The organism is Novosphingobium subterraneum, from assembly GCF_000807925.1.
GTDB lineage: Bacteria > Pseudomonadota > Alphaproteobacteria > Sphingomonadales > Sphingomonadaceae > Novosphingobium > Novosphingobium subterraneum.
The window spans coordinates 105695-120224 of sequence record NZ_JRVC01000009.1 but is presented as its reverse complement, the minus strand read 5'-3'; the positions used below and the strand labels follow the sequence as shown (position 1 = coordinate 120224).

The window sequence follows — 14530 nt, the reverse complement described above, 5'->3', positions numbered from 1 at the left end:
GTTCGCCAATCGGTACAAACAGTTCGTACACGCAAGATGTAGATGCCGTGCATTGCCCAAGCGGTGGGAGTGCGCAAGAAGGGGGCAGATGGCAGATAGTTTCGAATTGGCGGAACCGGATGCGCCGCCAGGCTCTGCGCGTTCGCGAAAGGGGCTTCGGCGCGTCAGTGTATCTGTGCTTGTCCTTGCCGTGGCAGGTCTTGGGGGGCTGTGGATTGCCCGCAATTCGATCGCTGACCGCATCATTGTCGGCCAGCTCAAATCCTACGGTTTGCCCGCGACCTATCAGATAGAAAGCATCGGTCCTGGCAGGCAGGTTCTCCGCAACGTGGTTGTGGGGGATCCCCGCCGCCCGGATCTCACGATAGAGCGGGTCGAGGTGGGTATCCGCTACGGCCTTGGTGCGCCCTATCTCGGTTCGGTCAAGCTGGTCGCCCCGCGTCTTTATGGCCAGTACCGGGATGGCAGGGTCAGTTTTGGCTCGCTCGACAAGGTGATCTACGCGCCCAAGACCGACAACCAGCCTTTCGCGCTGCCCAGGCTCGACCTGCAGGTCCGGGACGGTCGCGGCCTGATCCTCACCGATTCGGGGAAGATCGGCCTTTCGGTGGAAGGCAAGGGCGGCTTGCAGAACGGCTTTGCCGGGACACTGGCTGCGGTTGCGCCGTCGCTGATGGGGGGCGGCTGCAAGGCGGACGGCGCTCGCTTTGTCGGCAGAATCGCGGTGCGCGAGGAGCGCCCATCGCTGACCGGGCCGCTCCGGCTGGATCGCATTGCGTGCGACAGCGGTGCGAGGAGTGGGCCACTGGTGGCGGATCTTGATGCACGGGCCGACAAGGGTTTTGCAGGAATCGCCGGTGCCGCCACGGTGCGCGGCAACAAGCTGGTCGTCCCCGGCCTCTCTGCCGAAACGCTGGCGCTTGATACGCGCCTCGCTTTCCGTGATGGCGCATTGACCGGTCGGGTCGATGCCAATGCTGGCGGGGTCAGCAGCGGCGGCGTTCGCTTTGGCCTGCTCGGGCTGGAAGGTTCGGTCCGCACTCGCGAGGCTTTCCGCAAGGCCGAATTCCGCGGAACGATCGACGGGCAGGGCCTGCGGCAGGGGGCGGCACTCGACAACGCCCTGGCCTCGGGTGAGCGGAGTGCCAGCGGCACGCTCCTCGCCCCGATGCTCGCCCAATTGCGCGCCAGCCTCAAGCGCGAGGAACGTGGCAGCCGCCTCGGCGGCGAGATCGCGCTGCGCCGCAATGGCGAGGCGATTTCGGTGGTGATTCCGCAGGCACGGCTGACCGGCGGCACCGGGCAGACGCTGCTCACGCTTTCGCGCTTCCAGATGGCCAGTGGCACCAAGGGCGGGCCACCGCTGCTGGCGGGCAGTTTTGCAACCGGTGGCGCGGGTCTGCCGCGAATCGTCGGACGGATGGAGCGCGGGCGGGCCGGGCAGGCGCTGTTCCGTCTGACCATGGCGCCGTGGCATGCAGCCGGCGGCTCGCTGGCAATCCCCGAAATGATGGTCGCCCAGATCGCCGATGGATCGCTGGGCTTTTCAGGAACCACGCAACTGTCCGGCGCAATTCCGGGCGGTTCGGTGCAGAACCTCGTGCTCCCCGTCAGCGGTGCCTACGGTGCGCGAGGCGAACTCGCACTCTGGCGCCACTGCGTCACCGCCCGCTTCGACCGGTTGGAACTCGGCCAGATGGCGGTGGATGGAAACGCCCTTCAGCTCTGCCCACCCGGTGGCAGCGCGATCGTCCGCAACGGGGCAAGGGGGCTGCAGGTGGCGGCCGGCACGCCCGGACTCGACCTCACCGGCAAGCTTGCTGACACGAAACTTGCCCTGCGCACCGGCGCTGTTGGATTTGCCTGGCCGGGCGTGCTCAAGGCGTCGGCCGTGGATGTCACGCTGGGCCCGCCTGCTACCGCAACGCACCTCACAGTTGCCAATCTGGACGCGAGAGTTGGGGGAGAGTTGGGGGGCAGTTACGGGGGAGTTGGAGCCACGCTCGCAGCCGTCCCGCTCGATATCTCCAATGCCTCGGGGCAGTGGCGCTATGTCGATGAAAAGCTTGTGCTTTCCGGCTCCGAGTTTGACCTCACCGACCGCCTGGACCCAGCGCGGTTCGAAAGGCTCCATGCCACGGGCGCGACGCTCACGCTGGCGGATAATCGCATTACGGCCAATGCCTTGCTGCGCGAAGCAAAGACCTCGCGCGAGGTTGGAGCGGTGAAGGTGCGTCATGATCTCGCAACCGCCAGCGGCCACGCCGACATCAGAGTCGACAACCTCGTCTTCGACAAGGGCTTCCAGCCTGCGCAACTGACCCGCCTTGCCCTCGGCGTGGTCGCCAATGTCAACGGCAAGGTGACCGGCGACGGGGTCATCGACTGGAATGCGCGCGGGGTGACAAGTTCCGGCACGTTCGGCACCGAAAACCTTGATCTTGCAGCAGCTTTCGGTCCGGTGAAGGGCCTGAAGGGCAAGCTTGTGTTCACCGACCTGCTTGGCATGGTCACCGCCCCGCATCAAAAGCTGACTGTTGCCTCGATCAACCCCGGCATCGAGGTGACCGAGGGTGTGGTCGACATAAGTCTCCTGCCGGATCAGGTGCTTAGACTGCACGATGCGCGCTGGCCGTTCCTCGGGGGCACGCTGGTGCTGGAGCCAACCGACTTGCGCCTCGGCCTGGCCGAAGCCCGTCGTTACACCCTGACGGTCATCGGCATTGATGCCGCCAAGTTCATCGAGAAGATGGAACTGGGAAATCTTGCTGCGACAGGCACTTTCGACGGACAGTTCCCGCTGATTTTCGACGCGAACGGCGGGCGGATCGAGGAAGGGACGCTGGTCTCCCGCGCGCCCGGCGGCAACGTCTCATACATCGGCGCGTTGACCTACGAGAACATGGGGGCGATGGCGAACTTCGCGTTCGATGCGCTGAAATCATTGGATTACAAGACGATGACCATCGCCATGCGGGGCGATCTGGAAGGCGAGATCGTCACCAACGTCAAGTTCGGCGGTGTAAAGCAGGGCGCTGGCACGAAGCGGAACTTCATCACCAAGCAAGTTGCCAACCTGCCGATCCAGTTCAACGTGAACATCCGCGCGCCATTCTATCAGCTCATTACCTCGTTCAAGGCGATGTACGATCCCGCCTTCGTCAAGGATCCCAGAACCCTGGGCCTCGTCGATGCGCAGGGACGACCGCTCTACCGTTCGGCAAACGACGTGCGCCCCGGCGGGGTGCCGGTGATCGCCCTTCCCGGAAACACTGAAAACATTCAGCCTGCAGAAAGCGGAAAAATGCCATGAGGAACCTGGAATTGACCCGATCCGCGAAGCCTGCGACGAGAAACGTCATGGGGAAAGACGGATTTCAGTTCTGTTCGCGCCTTCTGCTGGCGTTGCCATTGATGGGGGGCCTGGCATTGGGCGGCTGCATTTCGGTGAAGGCGCCGGACAAGCCGATCGTGATCGAGCTCAACATCAACATCAAGCAGGAGGTCGTGTACCGGCTCGCGCAGGATGCGAATAACACGATCGAAAGCAACCCGGACATCTTCTGATGTCAGGCGCGTTCTAAGGACGAAGACGATGACCAAGGTTTCGATGCGCAGGCCTTTCGCAATTATCGCTGCAACCGGGCTCGTGCTCGGCACGATCGCGGTGCCCGCCTTCGCGCAGAGCCGCGATCCGGCTTATGCTTCGGCGCGGTCTGCCGGCCAAGTTGGCGAAAAGATGGACGGCTATCTCGGGTATGTCACGCCGCCCTCTCCGGCGCTGCGCGCGGTGGTCGAGGACATCAACATCAAGCGCAAGGCCGTCTATGCCGAGAAGGCCCAGGCCAACAAGGCAACCGTGGAAGAATATGCGCTCACCTCGGGCTGCCTGCTGATCGCCCAGACCAAGCCCGGCGAGAAGTACCAGGCGCCCGACGGTTCCTGGCAGACCCGCGGTGCGGGCGCCCCGTTGCGTGATTCGCGCTGCCCCTGACGCAAAATTCCGCATACGAATCGCTGCCCGGTTTCAGCCACTTTCACGCCCTTCCTCGCACTTGCGGGGGAGGGCGTTCGCATTTGCGATGATACCTTGGGTCAGACTGGGGATCAGACACGGTTCGTGACGGTTGACTCAAGAATACCCCCCGCCTAAGGGGGCGGCGCTCTCGGCGGTCATCCGTCGTTTGTGCTGCACTTTCGGTCGGGCGACTGATCAGGGGAACAAGCATGAATGACGAACCCGGCGGGACGGAGCCAATCGGCGAGGATGCGCGGATCGACGCGCTCGACAAGCGGCTGAAAGCCCTTCGCGAGCGGGAAGAGGAGCGCAACCGGCCAAAGGCAGGTGGGGAAACCGATGCGAATTACCGCATGGGAAACCGCGTGCTGGCGGAACTGATAGGCGGCCTCGTGGGCGGCGCGTTCATCGGCTGGGTCATCGACCAGTTTGCCGGGACGAGGCCTTGGGGTCTCTTGGTGATGCTGTTCATGGGGGTCGTCGTGGCATTCCGGAACATCATCCGAATTTCGAGCCGGCGCCCCGAATAGGGCGCTGTTGTTGTATTCGAGTGATACGGGGTTAAGCGCGTGGCCGAAGGCAAGGTCGATCCGGTTCACCAGTTCACGATCGAGACCCTTTTCGGGACCGATCACTGGTCTATCGGCGGTTACAACATCGCGTTCACCAACTCGTCGCTGTGGATGGCGATCACCACGGTCGTGCTGGTTGCGTTCGTCGCCGGTGGCGCCAAGCGCGAACTGGTTCCGGGGCGCTGGCAGATGGCTGTCGAAGGCCTGACCGGTTTCGTCGACAACCTGCTTCAGGCCAACATCGGCAAGGCCGGTCGCAAGTACCTGCCTTACGTGTTCTCGCTGTTCGGCTTCATCCTGTTTGCCAACATGCTCGGCCTGCTGCCGCTGGCTCTGGTCGGCGTGCATCCGTTCACGGCAACCAGCCACTTCACCGTCACCGGCGTGCTCGCGATCATGAGCTTTGCCATCGTGCTCGGCGTCGGCTTTGCCAAGCATGGCCTTCACTTCTTCTCCCTGTTCGTGCCGCACGGCACGCCCGTTCCGATGATCCCGATCATTTTCCCGATCGAGCTGATCTCGTTCATGGTGCGTCCGTTCAGCCTTGGCCTGCGTCTCTTCGTGGCGATGATGGCCGGGCACGTGCTGCTCGAAGTGCTCTCGGGCTTCGTCATCTCCGGCACCAACGCCGGGGTGGGGACCTTCTTCCTCGCCGCCGTTCCCAGCTTCGTGCTGATGATCGGCATCTGCGCGCTGGAACTTCTGGTGGCTGGCATCCAGGCTTACGTCTTTGCCCTGCTCACCTGCGTCTATCTGAACGACGCCGAGAACCTTCACTGATACCCGCAACATTTTCCCATACGGAATTGAGAAAAAGGAGTTTTTGACATGGACGCAGAAAGCGCAAAGCTGCTCGGTGCTGGTCTCGCCGCTGTGGGCGCCGGTCTCGCCTCGCTCGGCGTGGGCAACGTGTTTGCCAAGTTCCTCGAAGGCGCGCTGCGCAATCCGGGTGCTGCTGACGGTCAGCAGGGCCGCCTGTTCATCGGCTTCGCCGCCGCCGAACTTCTGGGCCTGCTCTCGTTCGTCGTCGCGATGATCCTGATCTTCGTTGCCTAAGGCACGCGAAGCTCACTGATTGTTGAAATGCTGGCCGGGGTCCGCCCCGGCCGCCTGACGCCCGGACACCCGCGATGCCTCAGATTGAACAGCTTGCCACCACCTATTCCAGCCAGGTCTTCTGGCTGCTGGTGTTTTTCGGCATCGTCTTCTTCGTGATCGGCCGGGGCATGCTGCCCAAGGTCGTCTCCACGATGGACGGCCGCGACAAGCAGATCGCCGACGACCTTGCCGCTGCCGAAGCCGCACGGGCCGCCGCCGATGCCGAGGAAGAGGCATGGCGCGTCCAGGCGAACAAGCAGCGCGCCGAAGCCCAGGCCGTGATTGCGGCCGCCAAGGCTGACGCCGCCAAGGCCACCGACGCCAAGCTTTCCGCCGCTTCGGCTCGTATCGACGAGACCGTGGCGGCTGCCGAAGCCCGCATTGCCGCTGCCCGCGCTGCCGCGCTGGGTGAAGTGGAAGGCGTTGCCGCCGAAGCCGCGCAGGACATCGCAAGCCGCATTGCCGGCCTGTCGATCCCCGCTGCCGAAGCGCAGGCCGCCGTGAAGGGAGTTCTCGCAAATGGCTAACGCTGTAGAGACGACCGCTGTCGTCGAGCACGAAGCTGCTGGCGGCGAACACCACGTCGAACCTTCGGCACTCGGCCTTGGGCCTGGTGCATGGGTTGCCCTGTCGATGGCCATCTTCCTCGCGATCCTCGTGTCGAAGAAGGTCCCCGGCGCGATCGTCGGCGGTCTCGACAAGCAGATCGACGCGATCCGCAAGCAACTCGATGAAGCCAAGGTGCTCCGCGCCGAAGCCGAGAAGCTGCGCGCCGAATACGCCGCAAAGATCGCCAACGCCGAGAAGGACGCGGCGGCCATGGTCGAGCACGCCAAGACCGAAGCTGCTGCCATCGTCGCCAAGGCCGAAGCTGACACTGCGGCCGTGATCGCCCGCCGCGAGAAGATGGCCTCGGACAAGATCGCTGCTGCCGAACGCGCAGCGGTCGACGACCTGCGCGCCAAGGCTGCACAAGCTGCAACTGCTGCCGCGCGTGACCTGATCGCGAAGAACCACTCCGCAGGTGCCGACAAGGCTCTGGTGGATGGCGCGATTGCCGGGCTGGTGAACTGATCGGCTTCAAGCCGTTTCAGGGCCAACAGAACATGAAAATCCCCTCTCGGTGTGAGCCGGGAGGGGTTTTTGTTTGTGTCCTCAATTCCGCCCTTCAGTGCTGTGGGTTGAAGGCGAAAAGAAGAGCACCCAGCAGCGGCAATGAGAGCAAGGCTGCGATGATACCGGCAAGCGTCAACGCGTCTTTGGAATCCTGTCGATTCCACTTCATGCCCGTGTCGATCCCCGGATCACCAGCTTGACCGGTACGCGCCGTCCCGACCCACCGGTGCCGTTTATCTTCGCCAAGAGTTGCTCGACCAGCAGGGCCCCTGCCATCTGGAAGTCCGGTTCGATCGAGGTGAGGGGCGGGGTGGACCACGCGCCGGCGCGGATGCCGTCGAAGCCGATGATGCCGACCTGGTCTGGGATAGCGTAGCCGCGCGCGGTCAGTTCCTTGAGCGCGCCCAGGGCCATGTCGTCGCAGACGGCGAAGATGGCGTCGAACGGGGTGCCGCTCTCGGCCAGGGCAATCGCGGCGCGGCGGCCCTGTTCTTCGCGGGCGAGGCCGCTTTCGACCTGTTGCAGGACAGGTTCCAGGCCTGCCGAGCGCATTGCCTCGGCATAGCCTTCATAGCGCTCCTGGAACTGGCGCTGGGGCGAGGTGGCTGAGCCGATGCAGACGATCTGGCGGTAGCCGCGCACCAGCAGATGGCGGGTTGCGAGCGTTGCGCCCGAGAGGTTGTCGCTGCGCACCCATGGCATGTCGTTGTCGGGCGAGCCCCAGCAAGTCCAGTGCGTGCCTTCCGGCATGTCGCGGAAATAGTCCCAGGCCTTGGTGTTGGTGGTCGTGCCGATCACGATCATGCCGTCGGCCTTGCGGCGCTCCTGAAAGTGGCCCCAGAAGTTCTCGGGCGCATCCTGGAAGGAGACAAGGGTTTCGTAGCCCTTGGCCGAGGCGGCGGCGCAAGTGGAGCCGAGCAGCGAGAAGTAGAAGGGGTTGATGTCCTTGCGGTCCTGCGCCTCGCGACAGATCATCACGACGGCCAGTGTGCCGGTGCGGCCCCGACGCAGGCGAGCGGCGTTCTCGTCGACCTGATAGTTCAGGCGGCGGGCGGCTTCCATGACACGCTGGCGGGTGGGTTCGCTGATCGAGGTGTCACCGGCAAGGGCACGGCTGACGGTCGACTGGCTGACGCCCGCCGCCTCGGCCACGTCGAACGACGTTACGCGGATGATCTTTCTCTCGCCGGCCATGCTACCCCCAAGTCAACTATCGCTTTAGCAGGATCGGCGTCAGCGGAAAGTGTCCTTGGCCTTGCGCAGGGCGGCAAATGTCTCTTCGGGCGATGATCCGCCCCAGCGCGAGGCCATCTCCGCGTCGTCCGCGCGCAGGAAGGGGTTGGCGGCGAGCTCTGCGGCGAGGGTGGTAGGCACGGTCCATTCGCCGCGCGAGCGCTTTTCATCCACGCCTCGGGCATAGCCGGCGAGGGCTGCGTTGTCCGGATCGGCGAAGAGCGCAAAGCGGGCGTTGGACTGGGTGTACTCGTGTGCGCTGTAGAGCGTGGTTTCCGGCGGCAGGGCCTTGAGGCGCGAGAGGCTGGCCCAGAATTGCGGCGGGGTGCCTTCGAACATCCGCCCGCACCCTAGCGGGAAAAGCGCGTCACCGACAAAAGCCACCGAAGCTGTGGGCAAGTGGTAGGCGCAGTGACCCATGGTGTGACCGCCAACGTCAATGACCGTCGCATCAAAGCTGCCGAGTTGCACGGTGTCGCCTTGAGCCACAGTGCGGTCCACGGCGGCGATCTTTCCGGCGTCATCTTCGGGGGCGATGACGGTGCAGCCGGTGGCCGACTTGATCGCCTCGTTGCCGCCGGCATGGTCGGGGTGCCAGTGCGTGTTCCAGATCTGAGTGATGCGCCAGCCCTTCGCCTCGGCCTCGCGCAGGTAGGCTGGCGCGTCGGGCGTGTCGATGCACGCGGTTTCGCCGCTTGCCGGATCGTGGACGAGGAAGCCGTAGTTGTCGGACAGGCAGGGGAATTGGTGGATCTTTAGCGTCATGGCTGCAGCTTAGCGCCGCGTTCCGGACAAAGCAAAAGCCCGCCCGGATTTCTCCGGACGGGCTTTTGCTTTTTGCTCGCTTCGAGGAAGCGCAGCGCTTGGCCGAGGGAGGCCCCCGCCTTCGCGGGGGCGCAACCTTCGGTCGCGCTTACTGCTTCGCCTTCAGAGCGGCGCCGAGGATGTCGCCCAGCGATGCGCCGGCATCCGACGAGCCATACTGTTCCACGGCTTCCTTCTCTTCGGCCAGCTGGCGGGCCTTGACCGAGAAGTTCGGCTTCTTCGAACGATCGAAGCCGGTGACCATGGCGTCGAGCTTCTGGCCGACCTGGAAGCGGTCCGGACGCTGTTCGTCACGGTCGCGGCCCAGATCCGAGCGCTTGATGAAGCCGGTTGCGCCGTCTTCGCCAGCCTGCACTTCGAGGCCGCCGTCGCGGACTTCGAGAACGGTGACGGTGACGACTTCGCCGCGACGCAGCGAGCCAGCGCCAGCAGCCGAAACGCCACCAGCAGCCGGAGCGCCCTTTTCAAGCTGCTTCATGCCGAGGCTGATGCGTTCCTTCTCGACGTCGACATCGAGAACCACGGCCGAAACCTGCTCGCCCTTGCGGTGCAGAGCCAGCGCGTCTTCGCCCGAGATGCCCCAGGCGATGTCGGACATGTGGACCATGCCGTCCACGTCGCCATCGAGGCCGATGAACAGGCCGAATTCGGTCGCGTTCTTGACTTCGCCTTCCACGGTCGAACCGACCGGGTGCTTTTCGGCGAAGGCTTCCCAGGGGTTCTGCTGGGCCTGCTTGAGGCCGAGGCTGATGCGGCGCTTGTCGCTGTCGACTTCCAGAACCAGCACGTCGACTTCCTGCGAGGTCGAGACGATCTTGCCGGGGTGGACGTTCTTCTTGGTCCAGGACATTTCCGAAACGTGGACGAGGCCTTCGATGCCGGCTTCGAGTTCCACGAACGCACCGTATTCGGTGATGTTGGTGACAGTGCCCGAGAGCTTCGCGCCGACCGGGTACTTGGCGGCAACGCCATCCCACGGATCGCTTTCAAGCTGCTTCATGCCGAGGCTGATGCGCTGCGTATCCTGATTGATGCGGATGATCTGCACCTTGACGGTATCGCCAATGGCGATGACTTCCGACGGGTGGTTGACGCGCTTGTAGCTCATGTCGGTGACATGGAGCAGGCCGTCGATGCCGCCGAGGTCCACGAACGCACCGTAATCTGTGATGTTCTTGACGACGCCGTCGATGATCTGGCCTTCCTTGAGGTTCTGGATCAGGCCCGAGCGCTGTTCGGCGCGGGTTTCTTCCAGCACCGCACGGCGCGAGACGACGATGTTGCCGCGGCGGCGGTCCATCTTGAGGATCTGGAACGGCTGCGGCATGTCCATCAGCGGGGTCACGTCGCGGACCGGGCGGATGTCGACCTGCGAGCCGGGGAGGAAGGCAACGGCGCCGTCGAGGTCGACGGTGAAGCCGCCCTTCACGCGGCCGAAGATCACGCCTTCAACGCGCTTGCCTTCGCCGAATTCATTCTCGAGCTTGTCCCACGCGGCTTCGCGGCGGGCGCGGTCACGCGACAGCATGGCTTCGCCATCGGCGTTCTCTACGCGGTCGACGTAGACTTCGACTTCGTCGCCGACCTTGAGGCCGTGCGCCTGGCCGGGGGCAGCGAATTCGCGCAGGGCAACGCGGCCCTCGCTCTTCAGGCCCACGTCGATGACGGCCTTGTCGTTTTCGATGGCGGTGATGGTGCCCTTGACGACGCGGCCTTCGAAGCCACCGTTGGCGGCTCCGCCAAGCGATTCGTCAAGCAGCGCGGCGAAATCGTCGCGCGACGGGTTGGTAGCCATTATCAAAGCTTCCTGTTTCTAGGTATTCCGGCCAGGCGGTTGTTTCCGCCGGTCTTTCCTCCACGTACCGCCCCATGCGGGCCGTGGGCCAAAAAGGGCCGAACCGCCCCCGGAGCCGAATGCTGCCGAAGGCACCCGCTCAGGCAAAGACCTGCGCGGACGGGCGGCGCTTAGGCTCATGGCCCGAGAAAAGCAAGGAAAATGGGGTATTCAAGATATCGTGTGGCCGTTCGCAGAACCTGTTAAACTTCTCGTGATAGTCTGCATCTTCAAGGAGATCCGCGATGGAGCAGCCCGGGGTGTTCAGCACGTTCCATGACGCGGCGACCGAAGCCCGCTACAACGAGACGGCGCGTACTTTGCGGACGCCGTTCGTCCGGCTTTACGCTGTCCTGTTCATGGCAGTGATGCTGGCCTATTCCGTCATCAATCCGCTCTATCTCGATCCGGTCGAGAATGCGCGTCTGGCCTTCTGGCTGGGCATCGGCCTGATGTGCATCGGGGCCTATATCGGCGCCACATTCTGGCAGGACTACGTCCGTCATCCGATGGTCGATTTCACCGCCCTGCTGGTGATTTCGCTGATCGTGGCGCGGATCAATTTCGTTCTGTTCGACCATCTGCTGCACATCCATACCAACCTTCACGCCGTCGGCGTCATCAACAGGCTGGCGATCACGGCATTTGCGGCAGTGACTCTGGCCGGCCGTCCGCACCTTTTTCTGGGATGGCTTGGATGCGACCTTCTTGGCTGGCTGGGTCAAGTCATTCCGGAACAGTCTGTCGATGCCGCGGTGGTCTATGCCTTGCTGAGCTACTTGAGTGGAGCCCTGGTCATGGCGGCGATAAATCTGGCGGTAGGACGGACGAGCCGCGCTGCCTTCATGCTGGCGGATTCGCTGGACGCAGAGCGTGCCCGCAACGAGGAGCTGGTGCTCAACATGCTGCCCACCACGGCGGTGGAGCGGATACGGACAGGGCAGATGGTTGCGGATTCGTACGCCGATGCCAGCGTGATCTTCATCGACATGGTCGGTTTCTCGAAGCTGACGAAGCGGGTTTCGCCGGGCCATCTGGTGGAGTTGCTCAACAGCTTCTTCAATCATGCTGACGCCTGCGCCCGCGAGTTTGGAGTCGAAAAGGTCAAGACGGTGGGCGATGCCTACCTCGCGATCGCCGGCGGGAACATACCGAGCGGTAACAGTGCCGATGCCGCCATCGCGTTTGCACGCGCGGTGCTCTCCGGTGTCGAGGAGCTCAAGCGCGTTGCCGGCGTCGATGAAGTAGGCCTGCGAGCCGGCATCCACTCCGGACCTGTGGTTGGCGGCGTGATCGGCGCGACCCGCATGGCATACGATTATTGGGGCGACACGGTGAACATTGCAGCACGCCTCGAAGGGACCGCGGCGGCAAATGGGATCGCGATCTCGGAAAGCACATGGCTGCGCGCAAATGACCGTGGCGCGTTTGGTCCGCCCATGATGATGACGTTGAAAGGAATCGGCGAGACCTGCGTTTTTCAAGCGGTGGTCGAAGAGGCCGATCTGAAGATGCGTCCAGCTGCGGCCTAGGCCTTTTCCCCTAGCTGTTTTTCGACAAGCGCAATCGCTGTCGCCACTGCCATTTCCTTGGTCAGATTTGATGTATCGAGCAGCGCCGTGCCTGCGGCCTGGCGAAGCGGAGCCTCGGCGCGGTTGCGGTCGCGTTCGTCCCGGGCTTCGAGGTCGGCTTCGATCTCGGCGCGCTCCACGTCCTTGCCAAGCTGCTTCATTTCCACCCAGCGGCGCATCGCGCGGGCGCTTACGCTGGCGGTGACAAAGAGCTTGGCGTCGGCGTGGGGGGCGATGACGGTGGCGATGTCGCGGCCGTCGAGGACCGCGCCGCCGGGCTGGTTGGCAAAGGCTTGCTGGCGTTCGAGCAGCGCGGCGCGGACGGCAGGGTGGACTGACACGCGGCTGGCGTAACCGCCGGTCTCTTCGCTGCGCAGTTCAGGGTCAGCCAGCAGGCTTTCCGGGAAGGCGCAGGCAGCAAGGGCGGCGCCCGCGTCATCCGGGTTGCCTTCGCTCAGAAATACCTGTCGGCCCACGGCGCGATAGAGCAGGCCGGTATCGAGGTGAGGCAACCCGTAATGTGCGGCCAGCGCCCTGGCGATGGTGCCCTTGCCCGAAGCGGTCGGGCCGTCGACAGCGATGATCACGGGTTGGAACTCCGGTTGCGGAAGGCCTTGACCAGCCCCCATATCGCAATTGCCGCCCAGAAGAACTCCAGCACGAACGAGGCGGGGTTCATGTTGAACAGCAGCGAGATCGTCAGCAGCACCGCGCCGAGCAGGTTGACGCCGTGCTGGACGAGGGGGTCGGGGCGGTCCTGCCGGGTGGCATAGCCGTAGGCGAAGATAATGCAGGCGGTGCCGCAGAAGCCGATGATGTTGGCCAGATCGTGACTGGTCAACGCGTCGCGCCCTCCAGCAGGCTTTCGAAGACCGGGAAACTGGTGGCGATGGGGCGGGTGTCGTCAACCTCGACGCCGCGCTTGCTGGCGATGCCGGCAATGGCCATCGACATGGCAATGCGGTGATCGAGGTGGGTGACGACGCTGGCACCTTCCGCGGTGCCGGGAAGCGGATCGCCGCCGGTGCCATCTATGATCAGCCCGTCCTCGGTTTCGGTGACGGTAGCACCGGCCAGTTCCAGTGCGGCGCGCATGGCGCTGATGCGGTCGCTCTCCTTGACGCGCAGTTCCTCGAGACCGGTCGTTACCGTGCGGCCCTTGGCCAGCGCAGCGGCGACGAACAGGATCGGGAATTCGTCGACCATGCTGGGCACCACGGCGGGATCGACGTCGATGCCGGAGAGCAGCGAATGCCGCACGCGCAGGTCAGCCACGGGCTCGCCGCCGACATCGCGACGGTCAAGCTCCTCGATGCTGCCGCCCATGAGGCGCAGCACATCGAACAGCGCAGCGCGCGTGGGGTTGAGGCCGACGTTCTCGACCACGAGGTCCGAGCCTTCGATCAGAAGCGCGGCGACCACGAAGAACGCGGCTGAGGAGGGGTCGCCGGGCACGACGATGTCCTGTGGCTTGAACTCGGCCTCGCCCCGCACCTTGATCACGCGCGCGCCGTCATCGGCGATGTCGACCGTCAGCTCGGCGCCGAAGCCGCGCAGCATGCGTTCGGAATGGTCGCGCGTGGGGATCGGCTCGATCACCGTGGTGATGCCGGGGGTGTTGAGGCCTGCGAGAAGGATCGCGCTCTTCACCTGCGCCGAGGCGACTGGCAGTCGGTATTCGATCGGGACTGCGGGCGAGATGCCGCGCAGCGTGAGGGGCAGGCGGCCGCCGGGGCTCGCGGTGAATTCCGCGCCCATGGTCGAGAGCGGATCGATCACGCGCCCCATCGGGCGCTTGGACAGCGATGCGTCGCCCACGAATGTCGCGGTGATCGGATGCGTGGCGACAAGGCCCATGAGCAGGCGAGTCGAGGTGCCGGAATTGCCCATGTCGAGCGCGGCCTGAGGCTGCAGCAGGCCGCCGACGCCGACGCCATGGACGTGCCACATGCCATCGGCATCACGCTCGATCGTCGCACCCATCGCGCGCATGGCAGCAGCGGTCGAGAGCACGTCCTCGCCTTCGAGCAGCCCTGTCACTCGCGTCTCGCCCACGGCCAATGCGCCGAGCATGATCGAGCGGTGGCTGATCGACTTGTCGCCGGGCACGCGGATCCGGCCCCTGAGAGGTCCGTTGGCAGTGAAGCGGCGGGGGCGCATCTGCGCCGGATCGTGAGAGGACACGGAATCTCTACTTTCGAAGCGGGGAGGGCTGATAAAGCGCGCGGCTTTTGACAGCAGCGCGCCGCTATGGCAAGGCGCG

15 protein-coding genes are annotated in these 14530 nt (G+C 64.4%); 9 read left to right on the top strand and 6 right to left on the bottom strand.

Annotated features, from left to right (window positions below; all coding sequences use genetic code 11):
- Positions 1-88 precede the first annotated feature (88 nt).
- The 8 genes from NJ75_RS10740 (at position 89) to NJ75_RS10705 (ending at position 6762) form a co-directional block, all read left to right on the top strand.
- On the top strand, positions 89-3313 hold the full coding sequence (locus tag NJ75_RS10740; RefSeq protein ID WP_052242344.1) for an intermembrane phospholipid transport YdbH family protein: 3225 nt from the start codon (positions 89-91) through the stop codon (positions 3311-3313).
- 47 nt (positions 3314-3360) lie between these two features.
- Positions 3361-3567 carry a YnbE family lipoprotein gene (locus NJ75_RS10735; protein WP_039334270.1) on the top strand — a complete coding sequence of 69 codons (207 nt, stop codon included), beginning with the start codon at positions 3361-3363 and terminating at the stop codon, positions 3565-3567.
- Positions 3568-3595: 28 nt separating this feature from the next.
- Complete coding sequence (locus NJ75_RS10730; protein ID WP_236727126.1) at positions 3596-3994, top strand: YdbL family probable chaperone protein; 399 nt, start codon at positions 3596-3598, stop codon at positions 3992-3994.
- 233 nt (positions 3995-4227) lie between these two features.
- Positions 4228-4548, top strand: coding sequence for an AtpZ/AtpI family protein (locus NJ75_RS10725; RefSeq protein WP_039334269.1), 321 nt, complete (start codon positions 4228-4230; stop codon positions 4546-4548).
- A 39-nt stretch (positions 4549-4587) separates the two neighbouring features.
- Positions 4588-5370 (top strand): F0F1 ATP synthase subunit A, encoded by a 783-nt coding sequence (locus NJ75_RS10720; RefSeq protein WP_039334268.1) that lies wholly within the window; start codon positions 4588-4590, stop codon positions 5368-5370.
- Between the two features lie 48 nt (positions 5371-5418).
- Positions 5419-5646, top strand: coding sequence for a F0F1 ATP synthase subunit C (locus tag NJ75_RS10715; protein ID WP_011444975.1), 228 nt, complete (start codon positions 5419-5421; stop codon positions 5644-5646).
- 74 nt (positions 5647-5720) lie between these two features.
- Positions 5721-6215 (top strand): F0F1 ATP synthase subunit B family protein, encoded by a 495-nt coding sequence (locus tag NJ75_RS10710; protein WP_039334265.1) that lies wholly within the window; start codon positions 5721-5723, stop codon positions 6213-6215.
- Positions 6208-6762 carry a F0F1 ATP synthase subunit B family protein gene (locus tag NJ75_RS10705; protein ID WP_039334263.1) on the top strand — a complete coding sequence of 185 codons (555 nt, stop codon included), beginning with the start codon at positions 6208-6210 and terminating at the stop codon, positions 6760-6762. Before NJ75_RS10710 ends, NJ75_RS10705 begins: the two co-directional genes overlap by 8 nt.
- A gap of 207 nt (positions 6763-6969) precedes the next feature.
- Here the strand turns inward: NJ75_RS10705 and NJ75_RS10700 are convergent, their stop codons facing one another.
- The 3 genes from NJ75_RS10700 to rpsA form a co-directional block, all read right to left on the bottom strand.
- On the bottom strand, positions 6970-7998 hold the full coding sequence (locus tag NJ75_RS10700; protein WP_174544567.1) for a LacI family DNA-binding transcriptional regulator: 1029 nt from the start codon (positions 7996-7998) through the stop codon (positions 6970-6972).
- A 39-nt stretch (positions 7999-8037) separates the two neighbouring features.
- Positions 8038-8802 (bottom strand): hydroxyacylglutathione hydrolase, encoded by a 765-nt coding sequence (gene gloB, locus NJ75_RS10695; RefSeq protein ID WP_039334261.1) that lies wholly within the window; start codon positions 8800-8802, stop codon positions 8038-8040.
- Between the two features lie 148 nt (positions 8803-8950).
- On the bottom strand, positions 8951-10657 hold the full coding sequence (gene rpsA / locus NJ75_RS10690) for a 30S ribosomal protein S1 (RefSeq protein WP_039334259.1): 1707 nt from the start codon (positions 10655-10657) through the stop codon (positions 8951-8953).
- Positions 10658-10941: 284 nt separating this feature from the next.
- On the opposite strand from rpsA, the gene NJ75_RS23315 reads away from it, so the two are divergent.
- A complete protein-coding gene (locus NJ75_RS23315; protein WP_052242342.1) occupies positions 10942-12228 on the top strand; it encodes an adenylate/guanylate cyclase domain-containing protein in 1287 nt (428 codons plus the stop codon).
- On the opposite strand, the gene NJ75_RS10680 is transcribed toward NJ75_RS23315, so the two are convergent.
- The 3 genes from NJ75_RS10680 to aroA are packed head-to-tail and all read right to left on the bottom strand — an operon-like array spanning position 12225 to position 14427.
- Positions 12225-12854, bottom strand: a complete 630-nt coding sequence (locus tag NJ75_RS10680; protein ID WP_039334257.1) for a (d)CMP kinase — start codon at positions 12852-12854, stop codon at positions 12225-12227. The two genes, NJ75_RS23315 and NJ75_RS10680, sit on opposite strands and share 4 nt — an antisense overlap.
- On the bottom strand, positions 12851-13108 hold the full coding sequence (locus tag NJ75_RS10675) for a CBU_0592 family membrane protein (protein ID WP_039334256.1): 258 nt from the start codon (positions 13106-13108) through the stop codon (positions 12851-12853). The genes NJ75_RS10680 and NJ75_RS10675 overlap by 4 nt, the downstream gene beginning before the upstream one ends.
- Entirely contained in the window at positions 13105-14427 is a 1323-nt protein-coding gene (aroA, locus tag NJ75_RS10670) for a 3-phosphoshikimate 1-carboxyvinyltransferase (RefSeq protein WP_039334255.1), read from the bottom strand. The genes NJ75_RS10675 and aroA overlap by 4 nt, the downstream gene beginning before the upstream one ends.
- Positions 14428-14530: the final 103 nt, after the last annotated feature.

Excerpts from the sequence above, each read along its gene's own strand:
- NJ75_RS10740 (WP_052242344.1), top strand. The coding sequence starts at position 89 with ATGGCAGATAGTTTCGAATTGGCGGAACCGGATGCGCCGCCAGGCTCT.
- NJ75_RS10735 (WP_039334270.1), top strand. The coding sequence starts at position 3,361 with ATGGGGAAAGACGGATTTCAGTTCTGTTCGCGCCTTCTGCTGGCGTTG.
- NJ75_RS10730 (WP_236727126.1), top strand. The coding sequence starts at position 3,596 with ATGACCAAGGTTTCGATGCGCAGGCCTTTCGCAATTATCGCTGCAACC.
- NJ75_RS10725 (WP_039334269.1), top strand. The coding sequence starts at position 4,228 with ATGAATGACGAACCCGGCGGGACGGAGCCAATCGGCGAGGATGCGCGG.
- NJ75_RS10715 (WP_011444975.1), top strand. The coding sequence starts at position 5,419 with ATGGACGCAGAAAGCGCAAAGCTGCTCGGTGCTGGTCTCGCCGCTGTG.
- NJ75_RS10710 (WP_039334265.1), top strand. The coding sequence starts at position 5,721 with ATGCCTCAGATTGAACAGCTTGCCACCACCTATTCCAGCCAGGTCTTC.
- NJ75_RS10705 (WP_039334263.1), top strand. The coding sequence starts at position 6,208 with ATGGCTAACGCTGTAGAGACGACCGCTGTCGTCGAGCACGAAGCTGCT.
- NJ75_RS10700 (WP_174544567.1), bottom strand. The coding sequence starts at position 7,998 with ATGGCCGGCGAGAGAAAGATCATCCGCGTAACGTCGTTCGACGTGGCC.
- gloB (WP_039334261.1), bottom strand. The coding sequence starts at position 8,802 with ATGACGCTAAAGATCCACCAATTCCCCTGCCTGTCCGACAACTACGGC.
- rpsA (WP_039334259.1), bottom strand. The coding sequence starts at position 10,657 with ATGGCTACCAACCCGTCGCGCGACGATTTCGCCGCGCTGCTTGACGAA.
- NJ75_RS23315 (WP_052242342.1), top strand. The coding sequence starts at position 10,942 with ATGGAGCAGCCCGGGGTGTTCAGCACGTTCCATGACGCGGCGACCGAA.
- aroA (WP_039334255.1), bottom strand. The coding sequence starts at position 14,427 with ATGCGCCCCCGCCGCTTCACTGCCAACGGACCTCTCAGGGGCCGGATC.